This is a genomic window from Neisseria arctica (assembly GCF_022870905.1).
GTDB classification, from domain to species: Bacteria; Pseudomonadota; Gammaproteobacteria; order Burkholderiales; family Neisseriaceae; genus Neisseria; species Neisseria arctica.
Genome location: NZ_CP091510.1, coordinates 514,438 through 533,990, shown reverse-complemented (window position 1 = coordinate 533,990; position 19,553 = coordinate 514,438). Strand labels below are relative to the sequence as shown.

17 protein-coding genes are annotated in these 19,553 nt (G+C 48.0%); 9 read left to right on the top strand and 8 right to left on the bottom strand.

Annotated elements, in window-relative coordinates; translation table 11 throughout:
• Positions 1–184: 184 nt before the first annotated feature.
• Together LVJ86_RS02355 and ccoG are read right to left on the bottom strand one after the other, a co-directional pair.
• Positions 185–748, bottom strand: a complete 564-nt coding sequence (locus LVJ86_RS02355) for a FixH family protein (RefSeq protein WP_268777109.1) — start codon at positions 746–748, stop codon at positions 185–187.
• Positions 749–750: 2 nt separating this feature from the next.
• The gene (gene ccoG, locus LVJ86_RS02350) at positions 751–2,178 is read right to left on the bottom strand and encodes a cytochrome c oxidase accessory protein CcoG (RefSeq protein WP_047760709.1); all 1,428 of its coding nucleotides are present in this window, start codon (positions 2,176–2,178) and stop codon (positions 751–753) included.
• A 227-nt stretch (positions 2,179–2,405) separates the two neighbouring features.
• Between ccoG and LVJ86_RS02345 the strand changes: the two genes are divergently transcribed.
• Positions 2,406–3,713 (top strand): aminotransferase class I/II-fold pyridoxal phosphate-dependent enzyme, encoded by a 1,308-nt coding sequence (locus LVJ86_RS02345; RefSeq protein ID WP_047760710.1) that lies wholly within the window; start codon positions 2,406–2,408, stop codon positions 3,711–3,713.
• Positions 3,714–3,812: 99 nt separating this feature from the next.
• Here the strand turns inward: LVJ86_RS02345 and LVJ86_RS02340 are convergent, their stop codons facing one another.
• From LVJ86_RS02340 to LVJ86_RS02325, 4 genes are all read right to left on the bottom strand, one after another.
• A complete protein-coding gene (locus LVJ86_RS02340; RefSeq protein ID WP_047760711.1) occupies positions 3,813–4,325 on the bottom strand; it encodes a TPM domain-containing protein in 513 nt (170 codons plus the stop codon).
• Positions 4,325–5,194, bottom strand: a complete 870-nt coding sequence (locus tag LVJ86_RS02335) for a TPM domain-containing protein (RefSeq protein WP_047760712.1) — start codon at positions 5,192–5,194, stop codon at positions 4,325–4,327. Before LVJ86_RS02335 ends, LVJ86_RS02340 begins: the two co-directional genes overlap by 1 nt.
• Positions 5,195–5,365: 171 nt before the next feature.
• Positions 5,366–5,689: a YnfA family protein gene (locus tag LVJ86_RS02330; RefSeq protein WP_200900166.1), complete on the bottom strand. Its 324-nt coding sequence runs from the start codon at positions 5,687–5,689 to the stop codon at positions 5,366–5,368.
• A gap of 61 nt (positions 5,690–5,750) precedes the next feature.
• Complete coding sequence (locus LVJ86_RS02325) at positions 5,751–6,341, bottom strand: LemA family protein (RefSeq protein WP_047760713.1); 591 nt, start codon at positions 6,339–6,341, stop codon at positions 5,751–5,753.
• 396 nt (positions 6,342–6,737) lie between these two features.
• Between LVJ86_RS02325 and rfbD the strand changes: the two genes are divergently transcribed.
• The 6 genes from rfbD to LVJ86_RS02295 all read left to right on the top strand — a co-directional run bounded on the left by rfbD (position 6,738) and on the right by LVJ86_RS02295 (position 13,300).
• Positions 6,738–7,604, top strand: a complete 867-nt coding sequence (gene rfbD / locus LVJ86_RS02320; protein WP_047760714.1) for a dTDP-4-dehydrorhamnose reductase — start codon at positions 6,738–6,740, stop codon at positions 7,602–7,604.
• Positions 7,605–7,979: 375 nt separating this feature from the next.
• The gene (locus LVJ86_RS02315; protein ID WP_047760715.1) at positions 7,980–9,104 is read left to right on the top strand and encodes an ABC transporter ATP-binding protein; all 1,125 of its coding nucleotides are present in this window, start codon (positions 7,980–7,982) and stop codon (positions 9,102–9,104) included.
• A gap of 16 nt (positions 9,105–9,120) precedes the next feature.
• Positions 9,121–10,098: an ABC transporter permease subunit gene (locus LVJ86_RS02310; protein ID WP_047760716.1), complete on the top strand. Its 978-nt coding sequence runs from the start codon at positions 9,121–9,123 to the stop codon at positions 10,096–10,098.
• On the top strand, positions 10,098–10,991 hold the full coding sequence (locus LVJ86_RS02305; protein ID WP_047760717.1) for an ABC transporter permease subunit: 894 nt from the start codon (positions 10,098–10,100) through the stop codon (positions 10,989–10,991). The genes LVJ86_RS02310 and LVJ86_RS02305 overlap by 1 nt, the downstream gene beginning before the upstream one ends.
• Positions 10,992–11,228: 237 nt before the next feature.
• Complete coding sequence (locus tag LVJ86_RS02300) at positions 11,229–12,533, top strand: NAD(P)/FAD-dependent oxidoreductase (protein ID WP_047760718.1); 1,305 nt, start codon at positions 11,229–11,231, stop codon at positions 12,531–12,533.
• Positions 12,530–13,300 (top strand): BUD32 family EKC/KEOPS complex subunit, encoded by a 771-nt coding sequence (locus LVJ86_RS02295; RefSeq protein WP_047760719.1) that lies wholly within the window; start codon positions 12,530–12,532, stop codon positions 13,298–13,300. Before LVJ86_RS02300 ends, LVJ86_RS02295 begins: the two co-directional genes overlap by 4 nt.
• A gap of 265 nt (positions 13,301–13,565) precedes the next feature.
• Here the strand turns inward: LVJ86_RS02295 and LVJ86_RS02290 are convergent, their stop codons facing one another.
• The gene (locus LVJ86_RS02290) at positions 13,566–15,617 is read right to left on the bottom strand and encodes an autotransporter domain-containing protein (protein WP_047760720.1); all 2,052 of its coding nucleotides are present in this window, start codon (positions 15,615–15,617) and stop codon (positions 13,566–13,568) included.
• A gap of 247 nt (positions 15,618–15,864) precedes the next feature.
• Entirely contained in the window at positions 15,865–17,211 is a 1,347-nt protein-coding gene (gene argG / locus LVJ86_RS02285; protein WP_047760721.1) for an argininosuccinate synthase, read from the bottom strand.
• 146 nt (positions 17,212–17,357) lie between these two features.
• Between argG and LVJ86_RS02280 the strand changes: the two genes are divergently transcribed.
• Together LVJ86_RS02280 and dapC are read left to right on the top strand one after the other, a co-directional pair.
• Positions 17,358–18,152 carry a competence/damage-inducible protein A gene (locus LVJ86_RS02280; protein WP_047760722.1) on the top strand — a complete coding sequence of 265 codons (795 nt, stop codon included), beginning with the start codon at positions 17,358–17,360 and terminating at the stop codon, positions 18,150–18,152.
• A gap of 57 nt (positions 18,153–18,209) precedes the next feature.
• Entirely contained in the window at positions 18,210–19,394 is a 1,185-nt protein-coding gene (gene dapC / locus LVJ86_RS02275) for a succinyldiaminopimelate transaminase (protein ID WP_047760723.1), read from the top strand.
• Positions 19,395–19,553: the final 159 nt, after the last annotated feature.

The following is a 19,553-nucleotide window of genomic DNA, read 5'->3' as shown; positions in this document are numbered from 1 at the left end:
TGATGATTGACTGGCTGTTTGACAATACCGTCTGCATATCCCAACGGTGAAAATAAGGTTATAAAGCAGCAATGTTATCATGTGTAACTGCCGCCGCATACAACCAATAAATAAAAAGGCCGTCTGAAAGAAATATTTTTCAAACGGTCCTGATTAAAACAAATAAAAATAATACTGTTAAAACTTAGTTGGAGGAGCTAGCCGCAGGGGCCAGCAGTTTGTCCATAGGCTTCAGACTAATTGCATTACCCTGACTAACCAACCATTTGTCTTCTACGCGCCAAATCCCGCCCGCATCCTCTACACGCACATACCAATGGTGGGTTTGCGGCAAGGGTTTGAATACTGCGTTATATTCATATTTTCCGCCCGAGGCCACACCCTCTTGGACAGGCTGTAGTTTTACGGTTTGATCCTCTGCTTTTCGTGCCGGATGCATCAACAACAAATTCAGAGGCTGTTTGGGGTCGAAATCACCGCTTACAAAAACTTTTGCACTATCGAAACCCGGACTTACCAATACTTGGGCATGGATATTACGCTTATATGCCTCTTCATCACGGTGAAGCTGGATATCAATATGCTTGCCGTCTTTATAGTAATCATCACTCACCAAATCTACGGAATTGCTTCGGGCGATATACAAGGTGATAAAAGCAGCCACTACTACAATAGCAGGGCCGCTCATAAGAATCCAAGGCCAGGGTTCTTTATACCAAACCTTGGATTTTTGCTGCTCTTTAACCAATATTACTCTCCGATAAAAGATGCTTTTTCAATGATGGTGCGAAATTCAGATTCATCATCTGTCTCGTGGTAGCGGAAGGTAAACTCAATCGGATGGCTGCCTTTATCCGCGTATTCAGGAATGGTAGAAACCTGAACGGGAATAGTGATGGTATCGTTTCCCGGAATACGCACCCCCTCCTCGGGCAGGCCGGTAAGGGCGATATCTTCAAAACCGCTTACGCTGGCTTTGAGCACCTGTTCGTCTTCACTGGAGTTGATAATGCGCAGATTATAAGCATTTTCCAACCAACCCGCTTTATTTTCACGCACCATCACGCCACGGTCTTTGATAATGTCGATACGCAACGCTTCGCGGGTAGAGATTCCGAACAACCACGCTGCCACGGCGATAAATAAAACAGCACCATAACCCAACACACGCGGGCGCAGCAAGCGTTTTTTGATATCTTTATCTGTATATTCGTGCTTAAGCACGCTTTCGGTGGTATAGCGTATCAGGCCGCGCGGATAGTTCATTTTATCCATGATTTCATCACAAGCATCAATACAAGCGGCACAACCGATACACTCGTATTGCAAACCATCCCGGATATCAATACCTACGGGGCATACCTGAACACACATCGTACAGTTGATACAATCACCCAAAGGCGTTTCTTCGCGGCTGACATTTTTCTTACGGGCGCCGCGTGGTTCGCCGCGCTCCTCATCATAAGAAATAATCAATGTATCGTGATCGAACATGGCACTTTGGAAACGCGCATACGGGCACATGTATTTACACACTTGCTCGCGCATAATATGTGCAAATAAGAAAGTCATGAAGCCGTAAAAAGCAGCCGCAAACAATGCGCCCCCGCTGATACTGAAATCAAACAGGCTTGGAATCAGCTCCCGGATAGGGGTAAACCAACCGGCAAATGTCAACCCTGTCCATGCGCACACTAAAAAAATCAACAGATACTTTGTGGCTTTAATGCGGATTTTACGAAAATTCCACGGCTCTTTTTCAAGCTTCAAACGCTTGTTACGGTCGCCTTCTACCAAATGGTCTATCCACAACATAATTTCGGTGTAAACGGTTTGAGGACAGGCATAGCCGCACCATAAGCGCCCCGCCAACGTTGTCCACCAAAACAAACCGAATGCACAAATAATCAGCAACCCGGCCAGATAAATTAAATCACCCATGCCCAGCGACAAACCGAAAATATAAAAATGACGGTCGGGAATATCAAACAGCACCATCTGCCGGCCGCCCCAGTTAAACCAAGGCAAAACATAAAATACAAACTGCGTGGCTAAAATCGCCAAAATACGCAAATTGGCAAAGCGTCCCTTCGCCAACTTCGGATGAATACGCTTACTGCCTTGATAAAGCTGGATAACCTGCTCTTTCGGCTGTTTGGATTGCGGCTCGGTTGACATAGTTTGTATTCCTTAATTATTCATAATAATTGAATTATTCATAATAATTGGCTCCGCCCGGCGGAATTGCAATTGCATTGTACGGTTCTTTCAGACGGCCTCAAATATATACATCAACACAATTTGATATATATGAAAGCATTGGGGTTATGCCATCTGAAAACGCTTGCCAAATATTGAAAAGTAGGTTAGATTTTATTGTACTAGAACAATATTAATTTTGTGTTATGCAATTAAAACCGAAAGGCAACAGTGCTGTCAACATCGCCGCCTCAATAGAAGAACTCGTCCGTACCGAAACGTGGCCGCCGGGCTACAAACTTCCGACCGTGCGCGCACTGGCAAGCGAACTCAACGTTAATCCCAACACGGTCTCAGCCGCTTATAAGCAATTACGGGATGCCGGCATTATCCAAACAGATGGCCGCCGAGGCAGTTTTGTGCCCGAAAAAACGGCAGCCCACTATCCCGAAATGGCAATTCCGGCAGGCTTGGTGGATTTAGCCAGCGGCAATGTAGACCGCCGGTTACTGCCCGTTCTTACCCCTGAGTTAACCGAAGGTTACACACTGGCTACGGATGTCGGCAGTCATGGCGACAGCAGTGATTTAGTGGATTTTGCCCGCCAATGGCTGGATGCCCGCTGCGGAATCAAGCACGAACCGTATCTTTTTTTCGGTACACTCGATATTATCGAACGCGCCCTGACCCAGCGTTGCATGCCCGGTGCAAAAGTCCTCATCGAAGACCCTTGCTGGCCACCGGCCCTCGCATTGATTAACCATCTGCGCCTGCAAGCCGTACCACTTGTACTCGATAGCGAAGGTGCAAAAATACCTGATGAAAACGATTTGGCAGGTGCCTCGGCCGTTATCCTTACAGCACGCGCGCACAGCCCAACCGGCATTTGCTACAGTGCTTCTCGCTGGCGGGCATGGCAGCAAGCTTTAAGCCGCCATACGGCTCTTTTAATCGTAGACGACCATTGGGGGGCGCTCAGCCACCAAACCTTTCACGGCATGGAAGGATTTCAAAACGAATGGATTTATTCTACGTCGACCAGTAAATTCCTCGGCACTGATTTCCGCATCGCTATCGCAACAGGTAATACGCCCATTCTGAGTGCCATGAAAATACGCTTTACCCTCGGTCCGAGATGGATAAGCAAATTATTGCAACACATGGCACTGCATATTTGGAGAAACTTCACTCCTTCACGTTTAAATGAAATTGCAGAAAGTTACAGCCGGCGGCGTACCTGTTTGTTAGAAAGCCTCTGCCGCCACAATATTCATTTGCCCTACCATCCCGAAACCGGAGAAGGTATGCATATTTGGCTGCCCGTTAGCAACGAACCCCATGTCATCCAATCTCTTGCGGCAAAAGGCTGGGCGGTACAAAGCGGTTCTCCTTTTACCATTCGGAAACAATCCGCCATCCGCATTACCATCAGCAATCTCAATTTATCGGAATGCGAGCTACTGGCCGATGATATTGCCGCCGCACTTGCAAGCAGCAACCGCAGTATTTATTAAAAATATAAAAAACAGGCCGTCTGAAATTTTCAGACGGCCTGCTGAAATTTTCAGACGGCCTGTTTTTTATATTAAAACGGGATACCGAAGCAACCGTTATCAACGCAATATCACATCGTTAGAAAGCTCGTTGACATCGCTGTCCGGCTGTTGTGGAAAATGCCGGGCCAAAATCGTGCCGATATCGCGCAATCCCAACCGTAATCCGGAAATGAAATCACCGCCGCGGAAATGCAACAACATATTGTCGCACACCCGGCGCCACTCACTTTCCGGTACTTTTGCCGCAATCCCGCGATCCGCTACGATTTCAACCGCATGATCGGCAAAAGAAACATACACCAACACCCCGCTGTTAGACATGGTATCCCACACACCCAACTCGCCAAACCATTGCCATGCCCGAGTACGCGTATCTATGCCTTTTAATACATCGGTGCTATCATAACCGGACTCGATCACAAATCGGATTTCACCCGAGTGGGTCAGTTCGGATTTACCGATTTCATCACTGAGCTTCTTTAATTCGGATGAAGGGAAATACCGTTCGACACGCCAGCGGGGATGCAGCCAATGCTGCCATAAACGTTTAAATCTATTTTTTTCCTGCATTACCAACCTCCCGATGCACCGCCGCCGCCAAAACCACCGCCGCCGCCAAAGCCGCCGCCCCCTCTAAAACCTCCTCCGCTGTGCCAACCGCCACCACGCATCGGTCCGCCGCCTCCTGAAATAAATGTCCCGCTGCCAAGCGCAAACACCAGCACTGCGCCTGCAACAGCGGCCAGAGCGGCAATAATCACGCCCCAGCCCAAAAACCAAGCCAGGCCGAACAATGCACCTCCGGTAAACAAACTGCCCAAAATCCGCCCAAATACTGCTTTTAAGAAGCCGCCGATAACAAACGGAAAGATCAGCAGAAACATCAGGCTGCTACCCTCTTCTTGCACATCATATCCGGTACTAGTGTGTACGGGAGGAGGTAGCTCTTCACCTGCAATCAGTTTTTCAATCTGAGCCACAGCCGCATAAATACCTTGATCGGTTTGACCCCGTTGCAAATACGGACGTAAAACATCTTCCAAGATACGTTTGGCATAAACATCAGGAATGGCACCTTCCAAGCCGCGCCCCACTGCCAAATGGGTTTTTCGCTCGTCGCGCACCAACAGCAACAACACGCCATCACTAACATCTTTGCGCCCCGGAGCCCATGCTTCCATAACTCTGGCCGCATAATCAAAAGGAGTTTCAGGAGCAATGGTAGGAACCGTCAACACAACAATCTGGCTGCCTTTGTCACGACTATATTGGGTAAGGTGCGTATTAAGCTGCACCCGTGCCTCGGGCTGCATCATCTGCGCACTGTCCATAACGGGTGCTGTAAGCGGCGGTATCGCTGCCAAATCGGCGGCAAATAATCCTATACTGGTCAGCAACACTGCCAGAAAAGTGCCGAAACGTTGGATATTCAATAGCATACTTTTCCCTAAATAAACCAAGCATACGCGGTTTAAGACTACATACACGGAATAACCGAACCCGCTCTCGCATTGTTTTAAAGCAGCTTTAAAAGAAAATAATTTTAAGTTACCGTTTTCAAACAGTCGGCAAGAAGGCTGAAAATAACCGCTGATATTACCTTGGCGGTTTTATGTTTTCGCCCCCATCATAATGACGACCATTCCACTCAAACACAGCGCAGCCCCGAGCAAATCGGTTGCCGTAGGGCGAACGCCATCTATCTGCCACAGCCACAATAAAGCGGCACACACATAAATCGCACCATAAGCCGCATACACTCTACCGCTGGCAGTTGGGTGCAAAGTCAATAACCAGGCAAACAACGCCAAACTTACAACCGCCGGCACCAGCAACCAAGGTGAACCTTGCTGCCGCAGCCAAACATAAGGCAGGTAACAGCCTATAATCTCAGCTAAAGCCGTAACCGCAAATAAAAACAATGTTTTCAACATACGGAATTTTCAGACGGCCTATAAAAGGTTGGGCCGTCTGAATAAACACTAACCTAGAAAGTCAGAAAGAAACTTTCGGAGCATTGGAAACGGCGGCTTCATTTTCTACGCTGAAATTGGCGCGAACCTTCATGCCGAAAATTTTTGCCGTAATGTTTTGCGGGAATTGGCGCAAAGTCGTGTTATAAGTTTGCACCGCTTTGATATAATTGTTACGCGCCAAAGAAATCCGGTTTTCCGTACCTTCCAATTGTGCCTGCAAATCACGGAAGTTTTGATCGGCCTTCAATTGGGGGTAGTTTTCAGAAACCACCAACAAACGTGAAAGCGCACTGCTCAGCTCTCCTTGAGCCTGTTGGAACTGCTTGATTTTCTCCGGATCGGTAGCGTCTTCGGCAGTCAGTTGAATGCTGCCTACCTTACTGCGCGCCTCGGTTACTTGGGTAAATACCTCTTGCTCATGTGTGGCATAACCTTTTACCGTATTTACCAAGTTCGGAATTAAATCGGCACGGCGCTGGTATTGGTTTAAAACTTCCGACCAAGCTCCATTAGCCGCCTCATCTTGGGCCTGCATAGTGTTATAACCGCAACCGCTCAAACTAAACAAAGACAACATCACCGCAACCGCGGCCAACCATTTTTTCAACATTTTTAGAACACTCCGTTCAAATCAAACAAAATCTTACCGCTTCAACGGCAAACGCAATTTCATACCGTCTATTGAAACATACCTGATTGAGTATAGCCCAAAGCCGCACTATTACAAAATGAAGGCATCGTAACAATAAATAATTATCTTAAACACAACACATTTTTTAACTTTCACTACGCTCATCAGAATATTTCAAAAAATCAAATAATTTCGTGTAATTTATGTTGCTTGTTTTATAATGGAAACAATCACGCCGTCTGAAATATATTATAGATTACGGCACAGCCGAACCCAATCAACGGCCAATCTACCCCGCAGCCCATTAACAACAACTACGCACACGGGCTATCGGTGTATATACCCTGGATAACAAACAACCTAAGGAAATGACTCATGAGAATTCTGCTCACCGGATCCAAAGGCCAACTCGGCCGCTGCATCAAAGACCGTCTGCCCGAAGATTGGGAATTGATTGCCGCCGACTCTGCCACACTCGACATTACCGATGCCGCCGCCGTTCTCAATATGGCGCAAAACTTCCAACCCGATGCAATCATCAATGCAGCGGCCTATACTGCCGTAGATAAGGCCGAAAGCGAAAGCGCCAAAGCCTTTGCCGTGAATGCGCGCGCCGTATATAACCTAGCTGCCGCAGCCCGTGCCGTACACGCCCGCTTCGTGCACATTTCGACCGATTACGTCTTCAGCGGCAACAATAAAGTTCCCTATACCGAAAGTGATGCTCCCGAACCCCAAAGCGTTTACGGCCGATCAAAATTAGCCGGCGAGCTGCTGGCATTATCCGAACACTCCGCCAGCGTGGTTATTCGCACTTCATGGGTATTTAGCGAATACGGCCAAAATTTCGTGAAAACTATGCTGAAAGCAGCTCAAGAGCGTGGAGACTTGCATATAGTTAACGATCAGATCGGCACGCCCACTTACGCCGGCGATTTGGCACAAACCATCCTTACCATGCTGCAACAGTCAGACTTTCCCCGTGGTATTTATCATTACTGTGGCGACAAGCCCGCCTCTTGGTATGACTTTGCCTGCACGATTTTCGAAACTGCCGCTTTACAGGATCCGACGCAACAACCTCCCCGAATCCATGCCATCGACAGCAGCGGCTTTCCCACTCCTGCCGCCCGCCCTGCCTACAGTGTGCTGGACTGCAACAAAATTCAAAACACCTTAGGCATTATCCCTGCCGACTGGCAAAAATCACTAGCTGGTGTTTTATTGAAATTACAGGCCTAAAACCATCCCAATCCGACATTTGGCGCGCTTTGCTTTACAGCAACGCGCCTTTTACATATCCGCACACATACTCCCAACCGGATTTAGATCTCTTGTAAAAAAGTATTTGAAATACATTTCAGCGTACCTAAAAATACGACCTTCCCTCATTAAAAGCCGCCCGACAATGCAAAACAATTCTTCTAACCAAGAAATACCAACATTAAGCCAATTTTATATTGCCCCGAAAAGCCATAGCCTAATATAATTACAAGTTTGTAATTCAACTGTACATAACCTGCTGCCCGTGCGCTTTTCCAGCAAGCAAACAGCTTTTTATCACCCTATAAAAAATGCCGCATACGGCATTTTGCTACTTAACCGGAGCATTCGCCCATGACCGCAACCGCTGCCTCTTCCGCCGCGCCCTACCTGCAAATCCAAGGGCTGGTGAAAAAGTTTGGTGACAATTACGCTGTCGACCATATCGACCTCGATATCTACAAACATGAAATATTCGCCCTACTCGGCAGCTCAGGCTGCGGCAAATCAACTTTGCTGCGCATGCTTGCGGGCATGGAAACGCCTACACAAGGAAAAATCATCCTCGACGGGCAAGACATTACCAAACTGGCCCCGTACGACCGGCCGATTAATATGATGTTCCAAAGCTACGCCCTCTTCCCGCACATGACGGTAGAGCAAAATATTGCCTTCGGCCTCAAGCAAGACAAAATGCCGAAAGACGAAATCGCCGCCCGCGTAGAAGAAATGTTGCGCTTGGTTCAAATGACCAAATTTGCAAAACGTAAACCGCACCAGCTTTCAGGCGGCCAACAACAACGCGTCGCATTGGCCCGCAGCTTGGCCAAACGCCCGAAAATCCTGTTGCTTGACGAACCATTAGGCGCCCTCGATAAAAAATTGCGCCAGCAAACACAACTCGAGTTGGTAAACACGCTCGAACAAGTCGGCGTTACCTGCATTATGGTTACCCATGACCAAGAAGAAGCCATGACCATGGCAACCCGTATTGCCATTATGTCCGAAGGCCAATTGCAGCAAGTCGGTACCCCAAGCGACGTGTACGACTTCCCTAACAGTCGTTTTACCGCTGAATTTATCGGCGAAACTAATATTTTCGAAGGCACGGTAACGGAAGACCATGCCGATTACGCCGTCATCCACTGCCCCGAGCTGGAAAATCCCGTGCGCATCGACCACGGCTTAGGCGGCCCAACCGAGCAAGATTTATGGTTGAGTATCCGCCCTGAGGATATCGACCTATATAAAGAAAAACCCGAACACTTGGGCGAGTTCAACTGGGCGCGCGGTACGGTTAAAGAAATTGCCTATCTCGGCAGCTTTGCTACCTATCACGTTGAGTTGGAAAACGGCCGCATCATAAAAAGCCAAGTTCCTGCCCCGTATTGGTATGTACGCAATATCACACCGCCTACTTGGGACGAAACCGTGTACATGAGCTGGCCTGCAAACCAGCCTACCCCGCTCACCCGCTAAATAAAGGGCAAGCCCAATGGATTTTCCTAAACTCAAAAGCAAGCTTCACTTTAAGCCCAGCCGCGGCCTGGTTATCGGCATACCGTATATTTGGCTGCTGGTGTTGTTTTTGATTCCCTTTGCGATTGTATTGAAAATCAGCTTTGCTGAGCAGGAGTTGGCCATTCCCCCCTACTCTCCGCTGATCACCACCGACCCCGACATGGGCCGTCTGAATATCGCCTTGAGCTATCAAAACTATGCGGATATTTTCCAAAACTTCTGGTCTACGCTCAGCCAAATGCTGAATCCGTTTACCGAAGGGCGCGGCAATAATATTTATCTGCTGACTTATTGGCTTTCTATCAAAACCGCGCTGACGACAACCATTATCTGTCTGCTGCTCGGCTACCCGATTGCTTATGCAATTTCCCGTGCCAACCCCTCTATCCGCAACGGCTTGTTATTGGCTATCATGCTGCCCTTTTGGACATCTTTCCTGTTGCGCGTTTATGCATGGATGGGGTTACTCGGCCACAACGGCATCATTAATAACATGCTGATGAAATACGGCGTTATCAGCCAACCGTTGGATTTGTTCTACAATGCTTTCTCGCTCAACTTGGTTATGGTATATGCCTACCTGCCGTTTATGATTCTGCCGCTTTATACCCAGCTGGTAAAACTTGACGGCCGCTTACTTGAAGCCGCATCTGATCTTGGAGCCGGCCCGATCAAATCTTTTCTCACTATTACTCTGCCGCTTTCGAAAACAGGCATTATCGCAGGGTCGATGCTGGTGTTCGTACCTGCCGTCGGTGAATTTGTGATTCCCGAACTGGTAGGCGGCCCAGAAAATCTGATGATCGGTAAAGTATTGTGGCAGGCATTCTTTGACCAAAACAACTGGCCATTGGCTTCCGCCGTTGCCGTTATCATGGTATTGCTGCTGGTCGTGCCTATTGTGCTGTTCCACCGCTATGAAAACCGCGAACTTGAAGAAGGAGCGAAATAATGCAGGGTCACAAACTCTCCTGGTTCTTAAAGCTGATGCTGTTTATCGGCTTGGCGTTCCTTTACATTCCCTTGGTCGTACTGGTCATTTATTCGTTTAACGAATCCAAACTGGTAACCGTATGGGGTGGTTTTTCGACCAAATGGTATAGCGAACTGCTACAAAACAGCACTATTCTGGAAGCGGCCTGGCTCTCGCTTCGCATTGCATTGGTTTCGTCTTTTGCTGCCGTTATTTTGGGTACACTGGCTGGCTATGCTCTCGCGCGTATCAAGCGCTTCCGCGGCAGTACTCTGTTTGCAGGTATGGTATCTGCACCGATGGTAATGCCTGACGTTATTACCGGCCTATCAATGCTGCTGCTGATTATCCAAGTGCAAATGTTCCTGCAAAACAGCGAACTGCTCAGTTTCCTGTATTTTGACCGGGGCTTTTTCACCATTTTTCTCGGTCACACCACTTTATGCATGGCCTATATCACCGTGGTCATCCGCTCACGTTTGATTGAATTGGATCAATCTCTAGAAGAGGCAGCAATGGACTTGGGCGCCCGTCCATTGAAGATTTTCTTCGTGATTACCCTGCCTCTGATTGCTCCTGCTATCGCATCGGGCTTTTTATTGGGTATTACCCTTTCGTTGGATGATTTGGTAATTACTTCGTTCCTATCCGGCCCGGGATCTTCCACATTGCCGCAAGTGATTTTCTCAAAAATCAAACTCGGCCTTGATCCGCAGATGAACGTATTGGCCACTATTTTCATCACCATCGTAGGCAGCTTGGTCATCCTTATCAATTACTACATGATGCGCCAAACTACGAAGCGGGAACGGGAAGCGGCCGAAGCTTACCGCCAAGAAAAATTAGCGCTTGAAAAAGCCAATCAGGCATAAAAATACAGGCCGTTTCAAAACGGCCTGTATTTTTATTAAGTGTTTACAAAAACATGCAGACGATTTTCCAATTTAATTCTATAATCAACCAACCATCAAATTTGTATTTATACCTCTCAAACCATACTTGTTATTTGTATTAATACCTGCTTCAGACCGTTTTCAGACGGCCTCGGTTTTCCACTTCAAAATATCGGTGCCGTCTGAAAACAGTTTGCCGACAACAACTTTATTTTTATGCGAACTCCGGCTTCAAAAGACTCCACCTCCTCTTATTACCACCACAGCATTATCTCACCACCCCGATACCCTCAACTAAAAGAGCATATTGAAGTCGGCACATGTATTGTCGGCGGCGGGCTATCAGGCTTATGTACTGCGCTACCGCTGGCTGAAAACGGCTATAGTGTCGCGCTCATCGAGGCTGCCCGTATCGGCTCGGGAGCATCCGGGCACAGCGGTGGGCAAATACTCAGCGATTATGCCTGCGGAATGGGAACCTTAGAAAGGCAGGCCGGCAGCGAACGCGCCCTGTGGTTTTGGCAACAATCACTGGCAGCTGTCGAGTTGGTAGACGAACGCATCCGTAAATACCGTATCGAATGTGATTGGACACGAGGCTATGCCACCGTTGCCATCCGCCCCCGTCATTTAGAAGCCTTAGAAGAGTGGCAGGAAAAAGCCCGCCGCCAATATGGCATTACCCATCTGGAAATGTGGGATAAAACCGCCCTTCAACAACAACTCGCCAGCGAGCGCTATCTCGGCGGCCTATATGATCCTCTTTCAGGACATCTTCACCCGCTCAACTATACTTTAGGCATTGCTCGTGCCGCAGCCGCTTCGGGAGCGCATATATATGAAAACACCCCCTTCATCAGCATGGAGCCTGCTTTCGGAGGTTGGCTGGTACACACTCCCGCGGCTACCATTCAATGCGACAACGTTGTGTTGGCAGTTAATACATTTGCCGGCAAAAACCGTAACCGCGCATTCCGACGTCTAGACCGTAAAGCCCTATCGGTCAGCACTTTTATGATTGCTACCGAACCATTAGGTACTACCGCGCAAACGCTTATCCGAAATAATATGGCCGCATGCGACAACCGCTACATTCTCGATTACTACCGCCTCAGCGCCGACGGACGGCTTCTTTTCGGCGGCAAAGACAGTGAATTCATCTATGATGCCAAACGCATGACCCAAGCCGTCCGCCGTGATATGTTGAAAGTTTTCCCGCAACTCGAAAATGCACGCATCGACTTTTCATGGGGAGGAGATTGTGATATTACTCCCAACCTTACTCCGCATTTTGGCCGCCAAGCAGCCAACCTCTACTTTTTGCAAGGCTATTGTGGCCACGGTATGGCCATTACAGGCATTGCCGGCTTAGCTGTTGCAGAGGCGATATTAGGCGACAGCAGCCGCCTGCGGCCTTTTGAACAGCTCCGCCACAGAAGCATTCTCGGAGGCAAGCCTCTACGTAAAGCCGCATCATTTGTCGGCTCTTCCTACTACCGTTTTCAAGATGCCCGCCGATGACAGACTATACCGCTGAACTCAACCGCCTACTTGCCACGCAATCCGCCACCATTGCCCACCATATTCTTGCAGACGGCCTAAATGTATGGGTACGCAAAACCGGCAAAACCATTCCCCAATGGCGCTACACCCTACTCAGTATTCTTTCCCGCTCATTAAATTTGGGTGCACTGCAACCGGTTCCGAATCCGGGCGGGCGGGCAGCACTGAAAATTGAAGCGCGTCGTTTGCGTCAACTCAGCCGGCATCATATCCGCGTTCCGCGCCTTTTGGCAGAAGCCGACAACGGATTGATGTTCACCCATATCGGCGATCATACCTTGCTTCACTACATCGAAAACAGCCCCGACCGCCTTGAGTATTGGCAACAAGGCCTGGATGCCATCGATAACGTGCACAAGCAAAACCAATATCTCAGCCAAGCATTCGCCCGCAATATGATCGTTTGCGAGGACGGTATCATCGGCTTTATCGACTTTGAAGATGATCCGGGTGATTATCTGACTATAGAACGCTGCCAAAGCCGCGATTACCTTTGCTATCTGCACTCTACCGCTATCTGGCTGAGAAAGCACAATCTACTAAACCAAGCCTCTGCTATTTGGCAGCAACATCAGAATACCCTCTCCAACGATATTGCAACCGCAATCAACTCATCTATAAAACCGATAAATTGGATGCGCCACCTACAGGCGCGAAAATGGGGGAGCGACACCCTCCGCCTTTCAGCCCTTGCCGCACTGTTTACACAAAACCCGCCAACCTAAAAATTTTATAACCAAGCAAACGGATAATATGGCGGCCTATCTACCAAGGCCGTCTGAAAATCCAATAAGTTTCCAAACAACCCATCTAAAAAAATAAAATTTTAAAATTGCAGCAATTCAAATAAAAAATATCAAATAAAAAATATCTAAACAGCGGTATTAACAAAATAATGCCGTCTGAAACTTTTCAGACGGCATTTGAACGGTGAAATACTGCAGATTATCGATATATCAACTTTATCTGCTTCCGCGCTTCACCAGAGATTTAAAACAGCATTCCCACACCTACCCGCACCGAAGTATTACTGCTGCCTTCACGGGCAAAATCTCGCCCCAAGGCAGTGTGGAAACGCAAGCGCTCCTTAGGTTGCCATACCACGCCCAGTTGGCCGTTGATCCAGCTACGGTCTTCATCGGCTACTGGCAAAGTAAAACTGCTACCGTTTAAAGTGGCCGTTACCTGTTGTTGGTTATTTTTCCACTCTTTTACCCAACGCACATTGGCAAACGGCGTCAGATTACCTACCGTATGTTTGGCCTCCAAACCCAAACCACTACGCAATGAGCGGATATTTTGTTCGGCGAATTGCATCTGTGTCGCTCCGCCGCTTCTCTCGTTTACGGCATTGACTTTACCTGAAGATAGAGTCAAATCTCCCAAAGCCGCAATACGGGTATCACCTTGCCGCCATACATCATAACCGCCGAACAAACCTGCCGACCGTATACGGCCACCGCTTTCGGCCTGCTGGCTAATGCGGTTTTGGCCTAACACGATGCTTCGACGCGTCGTATAATCGGCATCACCGATCTGCAGCAAACCGCCTACCCAAGCACGCGGCATATCATAACGCAAATAAGCCCCGAAATGATGGGCTCTGCCGCCAATCTCGGTTTGACCATAACGGCTGTCTACATTTTGTCTTCCGACCATTACCCCGGCTTGCCATTGCGGATCAAACTGCACCTTTGCACCCGCATAAACAGTCTGCCCGTCATCACCGTTATGATTGTACGCAGCTATCGCATCTAATGTGCGCGGAGGCTGTTTACGGCTTCGGCGGCTTTCCTCTCTGATAAAATCTGCCGCCGCCAAACTACCGGATAAGGCCGTGCGTCCTAACCCTGCTATTTCTTGCGGTGCCTGTAGCGTGCTAAGCAGATAATCGGCCATTATCTGATGTGCTTTCGGTCCTGGGTGGAAACTATCGGCGAACAAGCGGCTATCCGCTTCTGCGGCATTGGCAGGGCTGCATAAAGTTTGCGCAGTACTGCTACTGCAAACCGGAACAGTCGTATTATTAAATCCATAAGCCGCCGGGTTATTTAATATATCGGTGAAAAGTTGGTTGGTATCCAATCGGACAACATTGCCACCGACTTTGCCGATAGCTGTATTGGTTTCATTATTCAAGCGGCCCGTTGCATCCGCCGCACTGGTCGAAAATGTTTGGTATTGAGCCTGCAATCCCGCAGAAAAAGCCGCCTTGCCCACACCTGCCGCCGTCAATGCCGCACCTATAGGCGTAGCATATAATTTTTCAACAGTGTCATTGAGTACCGCAACACGGGCATTTTCAAAGTCTGCTAACGAAGTTTGCTTGCTGGTAGCCAATGAAGCTGAAGCCGTCTGAAATGCTTGGGTAAATTGGGCAGCAACCATACCAGCTGTTGCTGCCGCCTGTTGGGCATCCTGTCCCGCTGCTATCAAAGCACCGCTCACCTGCTTATTAACGCTCGCTGCCGCTGCCGCAGCAAATGATTCGAACAAAGTAGGCGTATAAACAACATTCGGTACATTCGGCATCACCACCAAATCTACCCCGGCATTTTTCAAACTCTGCAACTGCTTACCGCTGGCTTGAGCAGCAGCCGCAATGTCTACCGCCGCCGACAAAGCAGGTGAAGCGCTGCTTTGCGCCCGTTCCAAAATAGCCGCCATATCGTTACCGCCGCCCCATAAAATATGCAGGGCATCTTTTTTAACACCAGCAACCAGATAATTATCTACCTGCGTTTGCAAGGCCAAATTCGGCTGCGCGGCAGTACGTTCGCTATTACTGCCTACCACAACACCCCCGCTATAAGCATAATCAGTACCGCCGGCTCCTGAAGCAACCAGTTTACTACCCAAAGATTCAGCTACGATTTCGCCGTATAACCGATGCGGCTGCCCCGTTTCGTCTGTATATGTAGCTTTTAGAGCCCACCCCGGCTGGCCGATATCACTCAAACTGTCTCCAAACACCACCGTATCTTGGGCAACCGCCCACACCGGTAATGCCGCAATCCATGCTGCAATTAATGTACGCTTCATACTTTCTCCCTCGTTAAATTTTCTTGAATAGTCACTAGCTGTCTAAATAAAACAGCGGTTTCAATAAAAATATTATGCGAATAATAGCAAATACTCTACCATTTATTCCAAATAAATCTAATGATAAAATATTTAACCAAATTATATTAACTATAGATAGTTTATTCCCGTACAGCATAAAATACTAAAAAGGCCGTCTGAAAAATTTCAGACGGCCTTTATTTTCAAATTTAATCAATTGTGTACACTATTTCTCATTACCCAATTGCGGCAACACAGAACCTTCACCTAATTGCAATAAGCCTGATTTCGAATAAATACCCAACTTGGCACGGGTATCAACGATATCCAGATTACGCATAGTCAGCTGACCGATACGGTCGGCAGGTGTAAAGGCTGCATTCTCTACTTTTTCCATGCTCAAACGTTCCGGTGCATAAGTGAGATTGGGCGACTCGGTATTCAACAGCGAATAATCATTACCACGACGCAGCTCCAGCGTTACTTCGCCCGTAACGGCACGAGCAACCCAACGCTGCGCAGTTTCGCGCAACATCAGTGCCTGTGAATCGAACCAGCGGCCTTGGTACAGCAAACGTCCCAAACGCAAGCCGTTGATACGGTATTGCTCAATAGTGTCTTCATTATGAATACCGGTTACCAAACGCTCGTAAGCGATATGCAGCAAAGCCATCCCCGGAGCTTCGTAAATACCGCGTGATTTGGCTTCGATAATGCGGTTTTCGATTTGGTCACTCATACCCAAACCGTGACGGCCACCGATACGGTTCGCTTCTAAAAATAAAGCTACCGGATCAGCGTATTCTTTTCCGTTAATGGCCACAGGCACACCTTCTTCAAAGCGTACAGTCACTTCTTCGGGCTTGACCTCTACGCTTTCGTCCCAAAACGCCACGCCCATAATAGGCTTGACGATTTTAATGCCGGTATTCAAAAACTCGAGATCTTTGGCTTCATGAGTCGCACCGAGCATATTCGAATCAGTAGAATAGGCTTTTTCCACCGACATTTTATAATCGAAACCATTGGCAATCAGAAACTCGCTCATTTCCTGACGCCCACCCAATTCATCGATGAATTGTTGGTCAAGCCATGGTTTGTAAATACGCAAATTCGGGTTGGTGATCAAACCATAACGGTAAAAGCGTTCGATATCATTGCCTTTATAAGTCGAACCGTCGCCCCAAATGTTCACGTCATCTTCTTTCATAGCGGCTACGAGCATGGTACCGGTAACCGCACGCCCCAACGGCGTGGTATTGAAATAAGTCATTCCGCCGGTCGACACATGAAACGCACCGCATTGGATGGCAGCAATGCCTTCGTGAGCCAATTGTGTACGGCAGTCTATCAGACGGGCTTCTACCGCACCGTATTCTTTGGCTTTACGTGGAATAGCATCGTAATCTTCCTCATCCGGCTGCCCGAGGTTGGCCGTATAGGCATAAGGTTGCGCACCTTTGAGCTTCATCCATAAAAGGGCTGCTGATGTGTCCAAGCCGCCTGAAAAAGCAATGCCGACTTTTTGGCTGACAGGAAGAGTCTGTAAAATAGTATGATTTTGTGTGCTCATGCTGTTTATTCCGATGTAATGCAGATATAGTGTCAAAATGGGTTTATTATTGTATGAATCTGCTGATTAGTCCAGTTTTTCCAACTGCATACCTGTTTTCAGACGGCTTCGGCACACTTAGTCTTAAATTATTTAAGGATACCCGCATGTACTTCAACTTAATCATTATCGGCGATGAAATCCTACACGGCAGCCGTACCGACAAACATTTTGCGTTTTTTAAATCACTCTTAGAAAAATACGGATTTAATCTAGGCCAAGTACAATATCTGCCTGATGACCGGCAATGGTTGGCCAAACAGCTGCGCCGTAGTTTTTCAGACGGCCTACCTACTTTTGTGACCGGAGGCATCGGAGCCACACCGGACGATCATACCCGACAGGCAGCGGCAGAAGCATTAAATACACCTTTAGTGCTGCACGAAGAGGCCTCTGCCCTGATTGAAAAAGTTTCTCTGCAACGGGGCGATAGTCTTGACTCCGCACCCCACCTCCAACGGTTGAAAATGGCGGAGTTTCCCAAAGAATCCACATTAATTCCAAACCGTTACAACCAAATCGCCGGTTTCTCTATCCGCCAACATTACTTCCTGCCCGGTTTCCCCGTAATGGCGCATCCGATGGCTGAATGGGTATTGTCAACATACTATGCGCAATATTTCCATAAACGCAAAAATTGCCAACGCCAAATATATTTATTTGACATTGCCGAGTCTAAGCTCGTCCCGCTGATGCATGAAATCGAAGCAATCTATCCCGGCATCCGCACTTTCAGTCTGCCAAGCGTAGGCAAACCGGACGGTGCAGGCAGATTTCAACAACCACATATCGAGTTTGGCCTAAAAGCCGAAAACACTGCTTGCGAATCCATTAATGACGCATGGACATATACACTCGACAAACTGCAAGCATTGGGTGTTCGAATGTTGGCAAACCACTAAAACAGCAAATAGTGTTAACATTAAACCGTTTTATCCTATCTGATTTGAATTTTCGCTATGAATCCTTTACTAAGCCAGCTCAAGCCCTACCCTTTTGCCCGCCTACGCGAAGCCATGCAAAACTGTAATGCGCCCGAAGGTATCAAACCTATTCCCCTGCATATAGGCGAACCGAAACATCCGACCCCTAAAGTGATTACCGATGCGCTAACAGAAGCCCTGCCGGAGCTTTCCGCCTACCCGCTTTCTGCCGGCCTGCCGGAATTGCGGCAAGCCTGTGCCGATTGGGCGGCCAGACGCTATAACGGCTTACAGCTCGACCCTGACACTGAAATCCTGCCTGTATTAGGCAGCCGCGAAGCTTTATTTTCATTTGCGCAAGTAGTGTTGGCACACAAAGATGACAAACAGGCCGTTATCAGCCCCAATCCGTTTTATCAAATTTACGAAGGAGCTGCTTTTTTAGGTGGAGCGGATATTGTTTTCGCAAACTGTAATGCCCCGCGCTTTCTGCCGCAATGGTCGCAAATCAGCGAATCAGATTGGCAGCGTGCCGCCTTGGTGTTCGTTTGCTCTCCGAATAATCCCAGCGGCAACGTGATGCAGAAAGAAGACTGGGAGGAACTCTTCAACCTGCAAGACCGCTATGGTTTTGTCATTGCTTCTGACGAATGCTATTCGGAAATCTATTTCGACGGCAACAAACCTATCGGATGTCTACAAGCCGCAGCAGAGCTAGGCCGAAGCAATAAAGGCATTGTGATGTTTACCAGCTTGTCCAAACGTTCGAACGTTCCCGGCCTTCGTTCAGGTTTTGTAGCCGGAGATGCTGAATTATTAAAAGCTTTTCTGCTTTACCGGACTTATCACGGCAGTGCCATGAGCATTCCGGTCCAACGTGCCAGCATTGCTGCTTGGAATGACGAAGCGCATGTTGAAGAAAACCGCCGCCTATACCAAGAAAAATTCGATAAAGTCTTGCCGATATTACGCCAATCTTTTGATGTAAATATGCCTGATGCGTCATTTTATTTATGGTTAAAGGTACCCGGAGGCGATGATTTGGCCTTTGCCAAAAATTTATGGGAGAAAGCAGCTATCCAAGTATTGCCGGGCCGCTTTTTAGCTAGGGATGGTGTTGACGGCAACCCCGGCGAAGGCTATGTCCGTATTGCGCTGGTCGCCGGCGTAGAAGAATGTGTAGCAGCGGCAGAAACTATCGCACGCCTTTATCGCATATAAATTTTTGGGCTTGTCGGCAATAACAAAACCATATGACCATCATAATCCGTGCCGTCTGAAATTTAATTTTTCAGGCGGCATTTTTTGATTATCATCTTCTTTATCAATCCGATAATAAAACAGCCGAAACGGGCAAACCGTTTCGGCTGTTTAAGATTA

What these genes read in the sequence shown, in the direction of transcription:
- LVJ86_RS02345 (WP_047760710.1), top strand. Translation starts at nt 2,406, where the DNA reads ATGCAATTAAAACCGAAAGGCAACAGTGCTGTCAACATCGCCGCCTCA.
- LVJ86_RS02280 (WP_047760722.1), top strand. Translation starts at nt 17,358, where the DNA reads ATGTACTTCAACTTAATCATTATCGGCGATGAAATCCTACACGGCAGC.
- LVJ86_RS02305 (WP_047760717.1), top strand. Translation starts at nt 10,098, where the DNA reads ATGCAGGGTCACAAACTCTCCTGGTTCTTAAAGCTGATGCTGTTTATC.
- rfbD (WP_047760714.1), top strand. Translation starts at nt 6,738, where the DNA reads ATGAGAATTCTGCTCACCGGATCCAAAGGCCAACTCGGCCGCTGCATC.
- LVJ86_RS02300 (WP_047760718.1), top strand. Translation starts at nt 11,229, where the DNA reads ATGCGAACTCCGGCTTCAAAAGACTCCACCTCCTCTTATTACCACCAC.
- LVJ86_RS02290 (WP_047760720.1), bottom strand. Translation starts at nt 15,617, where the DNA reads ATGAAGCGTACATTAATTGCAGCATGGATTGCGGCATTACCGGTGTGG.
- LVJ86_RS02330 (WP_200900166.1), bottom strand. Translation starts at nt 5,689, where the DNA reads ATGTTGAAAACATTGTTTTTATTTGCGGTTACGGCTTTAGCTGAGATT.
- LVJ86_RS02340 (WP_047760711.1), bottom strand. Translation starts at nt 4,325, where the DNA reads ATGCAGGAAAAAAATAGATTTAAACGTTTATGGCAGCATTGGCTGCAT.
- ccoG (WP_047760709.1), bottom strand. Translation starts at nt 2,178, where the DNA reads ATGTCAACCGAGCCGCAATCCAAACAGCCGAAAGAGCAGGTTATCCAG.
- argG (WP_047760721.1), bottom strand. Translation starts at nt 17,211, where the DNA reads ATGAGCACACAAAATCATACTATTTTACAGACTCTTCCTGTCAGCCAA.
- LVJ86_RS02310 (WP_047760716.1), top strand. Translation starts at nt 9,121, where the DNA reads ATGGATTTTCCTAAACTCAAAAGCAAGCTTCACTTTAAGCCCAGCCGC.
- LVJ86_RS02315 (WP_047760715.1), top strand. Translation starts at nt 7,980, where the DNA reads ATGACCGCAACCGCTGCCTCTTCCGCCGCGCCCTACCTGCAAATCCAA.
- dapC (WP_047760723.1), top strand. Translation starts at nt 18,210, where the DNA reads ATGAATCCTTTACTAAGCCAGCTCAAGCCCTACCCTTTTGCCCGCCTA.
- LVJ86_RS02335 (WP_047760712.1), bottom strand. Translation starts at nt 5,194, where the DNA reads ATGCTATTGAATATCCAACGTTTCGGCACTTTTCTGGCAGTGTTGCTG.
- LVJ86_RS02325 (WP_047760713.1), bottom strand. Translation starts at nt 6,341, where the DNA reads ATGTTGAAAAAATGGTTGGCCGCGGTTGCGGTGATGTTGTCTTTGTTT.
- LVJ86_RS02295 (WP_047760719.1), top strand. Translation starts at nt 12,530, where the DNA reads ATGACAGACTATACCGCTGAACTCAACCGCCTACTTGCCACGCAATCC.